Source organism: Streptomyces sp. NPDC031466 (assembly GCF_055581265.1).
Genome location: NZ_JBVIJT010000009.1, coordinates 67,439 through 80,825, shown reverse-complemented (window position 1 = coordinate 80,825; position 13,387 = coordinate 67,439). Strand labels below are relative to the sequence as shown.

Here is a 13,387-nt window from a genome sequence, read left to right as displayed (position 1 = left end):
CCGGCGTCTCAGTCGACCTTGATCTGGTCGTACACCGGCACGCTGAACTGGTTCAGCGTCACGTCGGAGATCTTGTCGGAGTAGCCCGCGCTGCCGTTCTGGTACCAGAGCGGGATGGACGGCATCTTCTCGGCGAGGATCTTCTCGGCGTCCTGGAACTTGGCGACGGCCTTGGCGCTGTCGGTCTCGGCGTTGGCCTCGTTGACGAGCTTGTCGAACCTCTCGTCGGAGAACTTGCCGTCGTTGGACGAGGCGTCGGTGAAGTAGTTCGGCTCCAGGAAGTTCTGGATGAGCGGGTAGTCCATCTGCCAGCCCGCGCGCCAGGCGCCGTCGAGTTTCTGCTGGGAGGCCTTGCTGCGGAAGTCCGCGAAGGTGCCGACGGGGTTGCCGACGCAGGCCTTGTCCTTCTCCAGCGCCTTGTTGATGGAGTTGCAGACGGCGTCGACCCACTCCTTGTGGGAGCCGGTGTCCGCGTTGTACGTGATCTTCAGTCGGCCGCCGGGGATGCCGCCGCCCTCCTCGACCAGCTTCCTGGCCTTGGCGGCGTCGTACTCGCAGGCCTCGCCGCAGAGCCCGGACTTGTACCCGCCGTCCGCGCCGAGCACCGGGGAGGTCCAGTCGGTGGCGGGGGTCCGCGTCTTCTGGAAGATCGTCTCGGTGATCTGCTTGCGGTTGATGGCCATGGACAGGCCCTTGCGGACCTTCTCCGCGCCGGGCTTGGTCCACTTGTCGTCGTAGAAGGGGAAGGCGAGGGCCTGGATGATGCCGGCGGGGGTGTTGATGTACCGGTCGCCGAGGTCGCTCTTGGCGTTCCTGAGCTGGGCTGCGGGCACGTCGTCGACGAGGTCGAGGTTGCCGGCCATCAGGTTGGTGTAGGCGGTGTTGTTGTCGGTGTAGACCGTCATGTCCACACCGCCGTTGCGCGCCTTGTCCTCGCCGGGGTAGTCGTCCCACTTGCGCAGGGACATCTTCGAGCCCTTGGTGTACGACTCCACGGTGTACGGCCCGTTGCCGACGGGCTTGGCGAGCCAGGCGTCGTGGTCGTCGTAAAACGCCTTGGGCAGGGGGGCGAAGGCGGGGTAGCCGAGGGTGTCGGGCCAGGTGGAGAACTTCTGGGTGAGCTTGACGGTGAACGTCTTGTCGTCGACGACCTTCAGCCCGGAGAGGGTCTGCGCGCTGGGCTCGCCCTTCTCGGGGTGGACCTTGTCAAATCCCTCGATGTAGCCGAAGAAGTAGGCGTTCTTCTGGTTGTTCTCGAGGTTCGCGCCGTAGTTCCAGGCGTCCACGAAGGACTTGGCGGTCACCTTCTCGCCGTTGCTGAAGGTCCAGCCGTCCTTGAGCTTGACCGTGAAGTTCTGCGCGTCCTTGGTCTCGATCGACTCGGCGACCATGTTCTTGGCCTCGCCGGTCTTCGGGTCGTACTCCTTGAGACCCCGGAAGATCATGGCGAGGACCTTGCCGCCCTGCACCTCGTTGGTGTTGGCCGGTTCCAGGGGGTTCTGCGGGTCGCCCCAGGAGGAGCTGACGATGCCGGAGCCGTCGCCGCCACCGCCGCCGTCCCCGCCGCCGCCACAGGCGGTCGCCGCCAGGGTGACGGTCACCGCGCATGCGGCCCATCGGGCGTGCGTGGCTCCACGCATGGAGTCCTCCTATTCCGGGCTGTCGCCGCGCTCCGAGTCACTTATCGGCCAATATCGCCCCAGGGCTCAGGAACCGCACATTTACCCCACCCGTATGAGGACCGTACGAGGTCGAGTCCATCCGGATGTACGCATTCCGAGACAGCGGCGCCCGCATATCGGACTCATTGCCGCGCTTGCCCCATTGAGTCCGACCTTGTCCATCACGCATGATTACGCCAAGGCAATGTTATGGCCCTTATTGGTCAAAGCCTCGGCAAAGAATCCCAAGAGCCCATCAAGGCGGCCGAACATTCATTGACCCCGTGGGAAGCACCTTGCGAAAGTCGCGCCTAGCCCGTAGGTGCCCTGGTTGTCCTGCGGAATCCTGATGACCCCTCCGGGCCTGGAGCGCCATGACCTCGCCAACTCCCGCTGCTGCCGCCACGCTTGACGTGGTGGCCAAAAACGACGGCATGCCGCCCGCGCCCAAGGACCGGGGCGGCAAGGGGCGTTCGCCGGGCCGGCTGGCCTGGACCCGCTTCAAGAGGGACAAGTCGGGCGTGATCGCCGCGTGCGTCGTGCTCTTCTTCTTCGTCATCTCGCTGGCGGCACCGCTGATCTCGAAGGTGTACGGCAAGGACCCGTTCACCACGTACGGCGTGAACGACCCGAGCCTGTTCAACGAGTTCAGCTATCCGTTCAAGCCGAACGGCGGCATCGACGGAGAGTTCTGGTTCGGCATCGAGCCGCAGCTGGGCCGGGACGTCCTGACCTTCCTGCTGTACGGCATGCGCAACTCACTGCTGATCGCCACGGCCACCACGATCCTGGTGACGCTCATCGGCATCACGGTCGGTGTCACCGCCGGGTACATCGGCGGCAAGACCGACTACTTCATCGGCCGGGTCATCGACATCCTGCTGGCCTTCCCCTCGACGCTCTTCTTCATCGCCTTCTGGCCGGTGATGATCTCCGTGGTCGTGGCCCCGGAGGACAAGACACCCACCTGGCTGACGGTCACCAGCCTCATCGCGGTGATGACGGCCTTCGGCTGGGCCTCCATCGCCCGCCTGCTGCGCGGTGAGGTACTGGCCCTGCGCGAGCGGGAGTTCGTGGAGGCCGCGAAGGTGACCGGCGCCTCACCGGCCCGCATCATCTTCAAGGAACTGCTCCCCAACCTGTGGACGCCGATCCTCATCCAGGCCACGCTCGCGCTGCCGATGTTCGTCACCGCGGAAGCCGGCCTCGCCTTCCTGGGCGTGGGACTTCAGGAGCCCACTCCCGACTGGGGCGTGATGATCCAGCGCGCCTCCGAGGTGTACGAGCAGGACATCACGTACATGGCCTTCCCCGGCATCGCGATGGTGATCTTCGTCGTCGCCTTCAACCTCCTCGGCGACTCCGTGCGCGACGCGCTGGACCCGAAGACCAAACGCTGACACTCCCCAAGCCGGGCACCTGCGACGGGGCAGTGCCGGGCCGCTCCTCCGCTCTTCTTCCTCGACACATCAGGGTTGGTAGCCACATGTCTCTCTCCCGCAGAAACTTCGTCGTCGCGACCTCGGTCGCGGCCGGCGGTTCGATGGTCCTGTCCGCGTGCAGCAGCGGCGGCTCCGGCAACGGTGGCAAGGGCGGAAACCACGGCGGCGCCACCAAATACACGGGCGCCGAGGTCAAGATCGGCACCGCTGAGGACTCCAAGGGCCCGGCCCCCGAGGTCGAAGGCGCGCAGAAGGGCGGCACGATCTACGGCGTCGCCGAGGACGACGTGTCGCACATGGACCCGCAGCGCATCTACTTCGCGTACAACTCCTCGGTCGCCAACCTCTTCGCCCGCGCCCTCACCGGCTACTACATCGACGCCAAGGGCGGCATGACCCTCGTCGGCGACCTCGCCACCGACACGGGCAAGGCCTCCGACGGCAACAAGACCTGGACCTTCACGCTGAAGGACGGCCTGAAGTGGCAGGACGGCAGCGAGCTGACCGTCGAGGACGTCCGCCACGGCATAGAGCGCTCCTGGGCCTCCTTCATCACCGAGGGCGCCTCGTACGTCCAGATGGCGCTGACCGGCAAGGGCGCCAAGTGGCGTGAGGGCTACAAGGGCCCGTACGGCGGCGACCACCTCGACTCGATCGTCATCGACAAGGCGAAGAAGACGATCACCTTCAAGCTGAAGGAAGCCCGCCCGGACTTCAACTTCACGCTGGCGATGACCTCGTACTCCCCCGTGCCCGTCAAGCACGACACCAAGGAGAAGTACGACAAGGCGCCGGTCTCCTGCGGTCCGTACATCGTCAAGCACCGCTCCATCGACAAGTCGATGACGCTGACGCGCAACAAGCACTGGGACCCGAAGACCGACCCGATCCGCAACGCCTACCCGGACAGCTTCGAGTTCGAGTTCGGGCCGACGGGCCTTGACTCCTGCGACCGCTTCATCGCGGACCAGGGCAAGGACCAGCAGATGATCGCGATCTACGAGAACATCCCGGCCGAGCGCATGCAGAAGGTGCTCAGCAACCCGGACGTCAAGAAGCGGTCCTTCAACGGCCTGTCCTCCGGCACGTACTACTACGCCATCAACTGCAAGCGCATCACCGACGTCGAGGTCCGCAAGGCCCTCAACATCGCCTGGCCGCTGGAGCAGATCCGCCGGATCTACGGCGGTGAGTCGGCGGGCGAGCTGGCGACGACCATCCTCAGCCCCGACATCATCGGCCGCGAGAAGTTCGACGTCTTCGGCAAGCTGAAGAAGCCGCAGGGCGACCCCGAGCGCGCCAAGGCCATCCTGAAGAAGGCCGGCAAGCTGGGCCAGAAGATCGTCTACGCCTTCCCGCAGCGCCCCACGTACGACAAGACCAAGGTCGTCATCGAGAACTCGCTGAAGGCCGCGGGCTTCGACCCGGTCATCAAGCCGCTGAACTCGACGGACTACTACGACCAGGCGCAGCGCATCGACAACAAGTTCGACGTCATGTGGTTCGGCTGGTCCCCGGACTGGCCGACCGCCTACACCCTGATCCAGCCGCTCTTCGACGGTGACGCCATCGGCGACGGCCAGAACAACATCTCGCAGACGGACGTCGACTGGATCAACGAGGCGATCAAGAAGAACGCGGTCATCTCGGACCAGAAGGAGGCCGGCAAGGCCTGGGCCGCGCTGGACAAGCGGATCATGGAAGAGGTCGTGCCGATCATCCCGGAGACCTACCAGCGCCGCTTCTACCTGCACGGTTCCAAGGTCGGCGGGGCCCAGCACGACCCGCAGTTCGCCGCGACGCTGATCTACAAGACCTACGTCAAGGCCTGACGAACGGCCCCCGTGGCGGGGCGGGCCTCCTGAGGGAGGACCGCCCCGCCCCCTCCTCACCCACGGCATCCGTCAGGAAAACCAACTGCCATGCTCCGCTTCCTCCTTCGCCGCATCGCCGGTGGCGCGGTGATCCTGCTGATCATCAGCGTTCTCGTCTTCGTCCTCTTCTACGCCGCCCCGCGCGACCCCGCCCGGCTGGCCTGCGGCAAGGTCTGCTCCCCGGAGACCCTGGACCTGGTACGGCACAACCTGGGGATCGCCGACTCACTCCCGGTGCAGTACTGGCACTGGTTCCAGGGGCTGTTCGTCGGCCGTGACTACGCCTCGTTCGGCAACTGCCCGGCGCCGTGCCTCGGTTACTCCTTCCGCAACCGTGAGCCCGTCCTCGGCACGATCCTGGACCGCTTCCCGACCACCTTGTCGCTCTCGCTCGGCGCGGCCCTCGTATTCGTGATCTTCGGTGTCGGCACCGGCATGCTGGCCGCCCACAAGCAGGGCAAGACCCTCGACAAGATCGCCTCGTCCGCGTCGCTGGTCGCGTCCTCGCTCCAGATCTACGTCGTCGGCGTCTTCGCCGTGTACCTCTTCACCTACAAGCTCCAGTGGCTGGACCGGCCGCAGTACACGTCGATCAGCGAGGACCCGGGCGCCTGGTTCTCCGGCCTGATGATCCCCTGGCTGGTCCTCTCACTGATCTTCACGGCGAACTACACCCGCATGACGCGCTCCCAGATGGTCGAGACCCTCAGCGAGGACTACGTCCGTACGGCGCGCGCCAAGGGCCTGTCCGGCCGCTCGGTCTTCTTCCGCTTCGCCTGGCGCGGCGCGATGGGCCCGATCGTCACGATCTTCGGCCTCGACCTGGGCGTGCTCCTCGGCGGCGCGATCATCACCGAGAAGACCTTCGCCCTGCACGGCATCGGCGACCTGTCGGTCCGCGCGGTCTACACCAGCGACCTGCCCATGCTGCTGGGTGTCGTCCTGGTGGCCGCCACGGCGATCATCTTCTTCAACATCATCGTCGACGCGGTGTACGCCCTCATCGACCCGCGCGTGCGCCTCGCCTAGGAGCCGGATCCCATGAGCACCCCCTTCCTCTCCGTACGCGATCTGCGCGTCCACTTCTCCACCGAGGACGGCATGGTCAAGGCCGTGGACGGCCTCGACTTCGACCTGGAGAAGGGCAAGACCCTCGGCATCGTCGGCGAGTCCGGCTCCGGCAAGTCCGTCACCAACCTCGCCATCCTCGGCCTGCACCACAAGGACAGCACGGTGATCGAGGGCGAGGTCCTGCTCGACGGGCAGGAGCTCCTCACCGCCACCGAGCGGGAGCTGGAGAGGCTCCGCGGCAACAAGATGGCGATGATCTTCCAGGACGCCCTGGCCTCGCTGTCGCCGTACCACACCATCGGCCGGCAGATCGGCGAGACGTTCCGCAAGCACACCGGCGCCTCCAAGAAGGAGGCGCGGGCGCGGTCGATCGAGATGCTGACGAAGGTGGGCATCCCGCAGCCGGACCTGCGCGTGGACGACTACCCGCACCAGTTCTCCGGCGGTATGCGCCAGCGCGCGATGATCGCGATGTCGCTGGTCTGCAATCCGACGCTGCTGATCGCCGACGAGCCGACCACCGCGCTCGACGTGACGGTCCAGGCCCAGATCATGGACCTGCTCAAGGACCTCCAGCAGGAGTTCGGCACGTCGATCATCTTCATCACCCACGACCTCGGCGTCATCGCGGACATCGCGGACGACGTCCTCGTCATGTACGGCGGCCGGTGCGTGGAGCGCGGCACGAAGAAGGAAGTGCTGCGCGCTCCCCAGCACCCCTACACCTGGGGCCTGCTCGGTTCCATGCCGTCCCTGGACGGGCCGGTGGACGTGCCGCTCTCGCCCATCCCCGGCACTCCGCCGAGCCTCCTCAACCCGCCGTCCGGCTGCCGCTTCCACCCGCGCTGCACGTTCACCGAGCAGGTCGGGGGCGGGCGCTGCTCCAGTGAGCAGCCGCTCCTGGAACTGACCGGGGGCCGGGGCGCGGCCTGCCACCTCACCACGGAGCAGCGGTCGCAGTTCTTCGCCGACTTCGCCGGCACCGCGGGTGCCGCGGGCCTCGTGGCCGAGGCGGGCCGCGGCGCGCACGACGCCGACCGACGCGACTGACGTACAAGAGACGGGACTTCACGACAATGAGCAGCACCACTCCCACTCCTCTCCTGGATGTCAGCGGGCTGACCAAGCACTTTCCGATCATGGGCGGGTTCCCGTTCAAGCGGAAGGTCGGTGCCGTGCAGGCGGTGGACGGGCTGGACTTCGCCGTCGCCGAGGGCGAGAGCCTCGGCCTGGTCGGCGAGTCCGGCTGCGGCAAGTCGACGACGGGCCGGCTGATCACGCGCCTGCTCGAACCGACCGGCGGGAAGATCACCTATCGCGGGCAGGACATCACGCACGCCTCCCGCAAGGAGCTGGCGCCGGTCCGCTCGGAGATCCAGATGATTTTCCAGGACCCGTACGCGTCGCTGAACCCGCGCCAGACGGTCGGAAAGATCATCTCCGGACCGATGGAGGTCAACGGCATCACTCCGACGGGCGGCCGGGAGGCCCGCGTCCGGGAACTCCTGGAGACCGTCGGCCTCAACCCCGAGCACTACAACCGCTTCCCGCACGAGTTCTCGGGCGGTCAGCGCCAGCGCATCGGCGTGGCGCGGGCGCTGGCCCTGGAGCCCAAGCTCATCGTGGCGGACGAACCGGTCTCCGCCCTGGACGTCTCGATCCAGGCGCAGGTGGTGAACCTGCTGCAGAAGCTCCAGAAGGAGCTGGACATCGCGTTCCTGTTCATCGCCCACGACCTGGCGGTGGTCCGGCACTTCTCGCAGCGGGTCGCCGTCATGTACCTGGGCCGGATCGTGGAGATCGCGGACCGCGAGGACCTGTACGGCAATCCTCGCCACCCCTACACCAAGGCGCTCCTGTCGGCCGTCCCCGAGGCGACCCCGGACGACGTCCCGCGCCGCGAGCGCATCCTGCTCACGGGCGACGTCCCCTCCCCGGTCAACCCGCCCTCGGGCTGCCGCTTCCGTACACGCTGCTGGAAGGCGACGGACAAGTGCGCCTCCGAGGACCCGCCGCTGGTCCAGCTCGACGGCAACCGCGGGGGGCACCTGACGGCGTGCCACTACCCGGAGGACTCGGCCCAGCTCTCGGTCCCGGCGGCCCGCAAGTCCCTCTGACCGGCCCGCAAGTCCCTCTGGCCGGCGCGCGGAACCCACCCCGCGCCCCGGGTCCTGCCCCCGGCCACATCCACGGAACCGGCCCGCCCTCCCCCTTGACCCGAGCGGGGCGGGGCCGGTTCCGGCGGGCTCACCCGCACTCCGGGTCCGTCGCCAGCCGGGCGTGCAGTTCCACGTCGTGACGGACACCGTCGTACGACAGTTTCCGGCGTTGCAGGCCCTCCACCGTGAAGCCCGCCGCCTCGGCCACGCGGCAGGAGGCGGGGTTGTTCGTGCGGTGGCCCAGTTCCAGGCGGAACAGGGCCAGTTCGTCGAAGGCCCAGCGGGCCAGTGCCCCGCAGGCGTAGGTGGCGATGCCTCTGCCGCGTGCGGCCGGTGTCGTCCAGTAGGAGACCCAGCCGGTGGCGTGGGTCCGGTCCACCGCGCCCACCGCGACGTTGCCCAGGGGGACGCCCGTGCGGGCGTCCACCACCGCGAGGGCGTATGCCGAGCCGCCCGCCCACTCGGCGGCGCGTCGGGCTATCCAACCGTCCGCCGCCGCCCGGGAGTCGACGGGCCTGTCGGCCTGACGGCCCATCTCCGGGGCAGCGAAGGCCGCCAGGACGGCGGGGGCGTCCTCGGGCTCCCAGGGGCGCAGGAGCGGCTCCTGCGGCGTTGACGGAGGCGGGAGCGGGGGCCGGGACCGGTTCATGACGCTGCCTTCGGGGCGAGGTGACGGGGTGACGGGGTGACAGGGTGACGGGGTCGGGAGGCTACGGGGGCGTTTACCCCGGCATCAATCCCTGGCCGACTCCTCGACGCGGGTCGCCCTCGCCCGTCAGGCGGTCCCACCGCTGCCAGGCCCGTACATACGCCTCCTGTACCGCGTCCTCCGCCTCCGCCAGGTCCCCGGTCATGGCAGAGACCGCGGCCACCCGAGCGCTGTCGCCCGCTTCTGTACTGATACACGCCCGGCGAGCACGGGTTGTTACACACGAAGGCGCCCCCGGCCGTGTCGGCAGGGGGCGCCTTCGATCTCTTGCCGGCCGCGGGCCGGTGACGTCATGCCGCGTGTACGACGTCCTTCTCCTCCGCGAAGTGGCACGCCGACTCGTGGGCCGCCGGGGTGTCCCGGCCGACGAAGCGCTCCGGGATGGCGAGGAGCGGGGTCTCCTCGGCGCACTTGTCCTGCGCCTTCCAGCAGCGCGTGCGGAAGCGGCAGCCGGAGGGCGGGTTCGCCGGGGAAGGGACGTCGCCGGTGAGGATGATGCGCTCGCGGCCCTCGCGGGCCTCCGGGTCCGGGACGGGGACCGCGGAGAGCAGCGCCTGCGTGTACGGGTGCGTCGGGTGGTCGTAGATCTGCTCGTCGGAGCCGATCTCCGCCATCTTGCCGAGGTACATCACGCCCACGCGGTCCGAGATGTGCCGGACGATCGACAGGTCGTGCGCGATGAAGAGGTAGGAGAGGTTGAACTCGTCCTGGAGCTTCTCCATCAGGTTGATGACCTGGGCCTGGACGGAGACGTCCAGGGCCGAGACCGGCTCGTCGCAGATGATGATCTCGGGGTTGAGCGCCAGGCCGCGCGCGATGCCGATGCGCTGGCGCTGACCGCCCGAGAACTGGTGCGGGTAGCGGTTGATGTACTCGGGGTTCAGGCCGACCACGTCCAGGAGGTCCCGGACCTTCTGGCGGCGCGAGCCCTTCGGGGCCACCTCGGGGTGGATCTCGAAGGGTTCCCCGATGATGTCGCCCACCGTCATACGGGGGTTGAGCGAGGTGTACGGGTCCTGGAAGACCATCTGGATGTTGCGGCGGACCGCCTTCAGCGCGCGCCCGGACAGCTTGGTGATGTCCTGGCCCTTGTAGAAGACCTCGCCGGCCGTGGCCCGCTCCAGGGTCATCAGGAGCTTGGCGACCGTGGACTTGCCGCAGCCGGACTCGCCCACGATGCCCAGCGTCTCGCCCTGGTAGAGGTCGAAGGAGATGCCGTCGACCGCCTTGACCGCGCCGATCTGCTTCTTGAGCAGGATGCCCTGGGTCAGCGGGAAGTGCTTGACCAGGTTGCGGACCTGGAGGATCGGCTCGCCGCGTTCGACCGGGGCCTCGATGGCGGCCACGGCCTCCGTCTCGGTGGCGGCGTCGACCAGCGCCACCTCGGAGACGTTCGGCATCACGTCCTGCGGCTCCTCGGGCGGGAGCTTCTTCGGCTCAGCCATGGATCGTCTCCTTCCAGAAGTGGCACGCGCTGCCGCGGCCCGGCAGATCCGCGCCGTCCTGCTCGGTGACCGACATCAGGGCCGGGATCTCCGTGCGGCAGATGTCCTGCGCCTTCGGGCAGCGCGGGTTGAACGCGCAGCCACCGGGGATCTTGAGCAGGTTGGGCGGCAGGCCCTTGATCGCGTAGAGCTCCTGGCCCTTCTGGTCCAGGCGCGGGATCGAGTCGAGCAGGCCACGGGTGTACGGGTGCGCGGGGCGCTTGTACAGCTCGTGGACGGGTGCCGTCTCGACGATGCGGCCCGCGTACATCACCGCGATCTTGTCCGCGACGTCGGCGACCACGCCAAGGTCGTGGGTGATCAGGATCAGGCCCATGTTGTACTCGCGCTGCAGCTCCGCGAGCAGGTCCATGACCTGGGCCTGGACCGTCACGTCGAGCGCCGTGGTGGGCTCGTCCGCGATGATCAGGTCGGGCTCCAGGGCGAGCGCCATGGCGATCATGATGCGCTGGCGCATACCGCCGGAGAACTGGTGCGGATAGTCGTTCACCCGCTCCTTGGCGGCCGGGATCCTGACCCTGTCCATCAGTTCGACGGCCTTGGCCTTGGCCTCCTTGCGGCCGAGTCCCTCGTGCACCCGGAACATCTCGCCGAGCTGGTAGCCCACGGAGAGGACGGGGTTGAGGGACGACAGCGCGTCCTGGAAGATCATCGCGATCTTGCGGCCGCGGATCTTCCTGCGCTCCTCGTTGGACATCTTCAGCATGTCCTGGCCACGGAAGAGGATCTCGCCCTGCGGGATCTTCCCGGGCGGCATGTCGAGGATGCCCATGATCGCCTGGGCGGTCACGGACTTGCCCGAGCCGGACTCGCCGAGGACGGCGAGCGTCTCGCCCGCGTCCACGCTGTAGTTGACGCCGTTGACCGCCTTGACCACACCGTCTCGGGTGTGGAACTCGACGTGCAGGTCCTTGACGTCCAGGAGCCTGCCACTCTTCTCCTCGCCCGAGCGGGGGGCGGGGACGGAATCTGTCTTCTGATCGATGCTGGTCACGTACGCCTCCCTCAGCGCAGCTTCGGGTCGAGGGCTTCGCGTACGGCGTCGCCGAGCATGATGAACGCCAGCACGGTGACACTGAGCATCCCGGCGGGGAAGATCAGCGTGTGCGGGTTGTTCCGGATGTCGCTGAGTGCGTCGGAGATGTCGCCGCCCCAGGAGAGCGCGTCGTCGCCGAAGCCGAGGCCCAGATACGACAGTGTCGACTCGGCGACGATGTAGGAGCCGAGTGAGATCGTCGCGACGACGATGACGGGGGCGAGGGCGTTCGGCAGGATGTGCCGGAAGAGGATCCGCTTGGTGCCCGCGCCGAGCGCGCGCGCCGCCACCACGTAGTCCGCGTGCTTGGTCGTGATGACCGCGCCGCGCATCACACGGGCGATCTGCGTCCAGCCGAGGAAGGCCAGGGCGCCGGTGATCACCGCCGCGTTGCGTTCGGTGAAGGCGTTCAGGACGACCATGGCGCCGAGCAGGAACGGGACGCCGAAGAACACGTCGACGATGCGGGACAGCAGGCTGTCCCAGATCCCGCCGAAGTAGCCCGCCAGCATGCCGACCAGGCCGCCGAAGACGGTGACCAGGATGGTCACGCCGAGGCCGACCATGATCGAGTTGCGGGTGCCGTAGACGGCCCGGGCGTAGACGCTGCGGCCCTGCCGGTCGTAGCCGAACCAGTCGGCCTGGAAGAAGTGACCGAGGTTCGGCTTCTCCAGGAAGTGGTTCGTCAGGTCGCCGTACCTGGGGTTCGCGTCGGAGAACACGCCCGGGAAGGCGGCCACGCACAGCAGCAGGAGGATCAGTGCCGCCGAGATCACGAAGAGCGGCCTGCGGCGCAGGTCGTGCCAGGCGTCGCCCCAGAGGCTGTGGGGCTTGCCGGGCGCCTCGACGGCGTCGGCGACGACCTGCTCCTCGGCCGGCGCGGTGGCCGCGATCGCCTCTTGCGGCGTGGTCTTGGCGATGTCAGGCATAACGGATCCTCGGGTCCAGGACCGCGTAGAGCAGGTCGACGAGCAGGCTGGCGAGGAGGTACACGAGGACGAGGACGGTGACGATGCCGACGATGACCGTTCCCTCGTGCTGGCCGAGCGCGCGGTAGAGGAGGTTGCCGACACCCCCGACGTTGAAGATGCCCTCGGTGATGACCGCGCCGCCCATCAAGGTGCCGATGTCCGTACCCAGGTAGGTGACCACGGGGATCAGCGAGTTGCGCAGCAGGTGCCGCGAGATGATGCGGTGGCGCGGCAGGCCCTTGGCGACGGCCGTGCGGATGTAGTCGGCCTGCCGGTTCTCGGCGATCGAGGTGCGGGTGAGCCGCGCCACGTAGGCGAGGCCGACCAGCCCGAGCACGAGGGCGGGCAGGATCAGTTCCCCGATGTTCTCCGAGTCCTGGACCGTCGGTGTGACCCAGCCCAGTTCGTTGCCGAAGATCAGCTGGAAGAAGAGGCCGAACACGAAGATCGGGACGGAGATCACGAGGAGCGTGAAGAGGGTCACGGTGTTGTCGATGATGCGGCCGCGCCGCACGCCGACGAGCACGCCCAGGGAGATCCCGACGACGAGTTCGAAGGTCCACGCCAGGGCGGCCAGACGCATCGAGACCGGGAAGGCCTGCGTGATCTCGTCGAGGATCGGCCGGTTGCCGGCGATCGTGTGCCCGAAGTCGCCCTGCAGCAGTCCGCCCATGTAGTGGAAGTACTGCTGCCACAGCGGCAGGTCGAGACCGCGGTCGTGCTTGATCTGTGCCACCTGCGCGGGGTCCGGCGGCTTGTCTCCCCACAGTGCCGCGACCGGGTCACCCGGGAGCACGTTGACCATCAGGAAGATCAGAAGAGTTGTCCCGATGAAGACCGGGATCATCTGGAGCAGTCGCCTCGCGACGTAACGCCCCATGGTGGTGCCTCCGTCCATTGCGGAGCCGCCCGCGAAGCGACGCCCGGGATCGCCGGGCGTCGCTTCGCGGGAGCGGAAC

11 protein-coding genes and 1 pseudogene are annotated in these 13,387 nt (G+C 67.8%); 5 read left to right on the top strand and 7 right to left on the bottom strand.

Annotated elements, in window-relative coordinates; translation table 11 throughout:
• Positions 1-8: 8 nt before the first annotated feature.
• Complete coding sequence (locus ACZ5GP_RS22890; RefSeq protein WP_468752606.1) at positions 9-1,640, bottom strand: peptide ABC transporter substrate-binding protein; 1,632 nt, start codon at positions 1,638-1,640, stop codon at positions 9-11.
• A 395-nt stretch (positions 1,641-2,035) separates the two neighbouring features.
• On the opposite strand from ACZ5GP_RS22890, the gene ACZ5GP_RS22885 reads away from it, so the two are divergent.
• The 5 genes from ACZ5GP_RS22885 (at position 2,036) to ACZ5GP_RS22865 (ending at position 8,165) form a co-directional block, all read left to right on the top strand.
• Positions 2,036-3,061: an ABC transporter permease gene (locus tag ACZ5GP_RS22885; protein ID WP_468752605.1), complete on the top strand. Its 1,026-nt coding sequence runs from the start codon at positions 2,036-2,038 to the stop codon at positions 3,059-3,061.
• A gap of 86 nt (positions 3,062-3,147) precedes the next feature.
• Complete coding sequence (locus ACZ5GP_RS22880; RefSeq protein ID WP_468752604.1) at positions 3,148-4,935, top strand: ABC transporter substrate-binding protein; 1,788 nt, start codon at positions 3,148-3,150, stop codon at positions 4,933-4,935.
• 90 nt (positions 4,936-5,025) lie between these two features.
• Positions 5,026-6,006 (top strand): ABC transporter permease, encoded by a 981-nt coding sequence (locus ACZ5GP_RS22875; RefSeq protein WP_358583861.1) that lies wholly within the window; start codon positions 5,026-5,028, stop codon positions 6,004-6,006.
• 12 nt (positions 6,007-6,018) lie between these two features.
• Entirely contained in the window at positions 6,019-7,098 is a 1,080-nt protein-coding gene (locus ACZ5GP_RS22870; RefSeq protein ID WP_358583860.1) for an ABC transporter ATP-binding protein, read from the top strand.
• A gap of 26 nt (positions 7,099-7,124) precedes the next feature.
• The gene (locus ACZ5GP_RS22865; RefSeq protein ID WP_468752603.1) at positions 7,125-8,165 is read left to right on the top strand and encodes an ABC transporter ATP-binding protein; all 1,041 of its coding nucleotides are present in this window, start codon (positions 7,125-7,127) and stop codon (positions 8,163-8,165) included.
• Between the two features lie 130 nt (positions 8,166-8,295).
• On the opposite strand, the gene ACZ5GP_RS22860 is transcribed toward ACZ5GP_RS22865, so the two are convergent.
• The 6 genes and pseudogenes from ACZ5GP_RS22860 to ACZ5GP_RS22835 form a co-directional block, all read right to left on the bottom strand.
• Positions 8,296-8,856, bottom strand: coding sequence for a GNAT family N-acetyltransferase (locus tag ACZ5GP_RS22860; RefSeq protein ID WP_468752602.1), 561 nt, complete (start codon positions 8,854-8,856; stop codon positions 8,296-8,298).
• Positions 8,857-8,965: 109 nt separating this feature from the next.
• Positions 8,966-9,109, bottom strand: a pseudogene (locus ACZ5GP_RS22855) (sigma factor); the annotation flags it as partial.
• A 97-nt stretch (positions 9,110-9,206) separates the two neighbouring features.
• Positions 9,207-10,361: an ABC transporter ATP-binding protein gene (locus ACZ5GP_RS22850; RefSeq protein ID WP_358583855.1), complete on the bottom strand. Its 1,155-nt coding sequence runs from the start codon at positions 10,359-10,361 to the stop codon at positions 9,207-9,209.
• Positions 10,354-11,415, bottom strand: a complete 1,062-nt coding sequence (locus tag ACZ5GP_RS22845) for an ABC transporter ATP-binding protein (RefSeq protein ID WP_468752601.1) — start codon at positions 11,413-11,415, stop codon at positions 10,354-10,356. The genes ACZ5GP_RS22850 and ACZ5GP_RS22845 overlap by 8 nt, the downstream gene beginning before the upstream one ends.
• Before the next feature lie 11 nt (positions 11,416-11,426).
• The gene (locus ACZ5GP_RS22840; protein ID WP_358583851.1) at positions 11,427-12,386 is read right to left on the bottom strand and encodes an ABC transporter permease; all 960 of its coding nucleotides are present in this window, start codon (positions 12,384-12,386) and stop codon (positions 11,427-11,429) included.
• Positions 12,379-13,308 (bottom strand): ABC transporter permease, encoded by a 930-nt coding sequence (locus ACZ5GP_RS22835; protein WP_358583849.1) that lies wholly within the window; start codon positions 13,306-13,308, stop codon positions 12,379-12,381. The genes ACZ5GP_RS22840 and ACZ5GP_RS22835 overlap by 8 nt, the downstream gene beginning before the upstream one ends.
• Between the last annotated feature and the right edge of the window lie 79 nt (positions 13,309-13,387).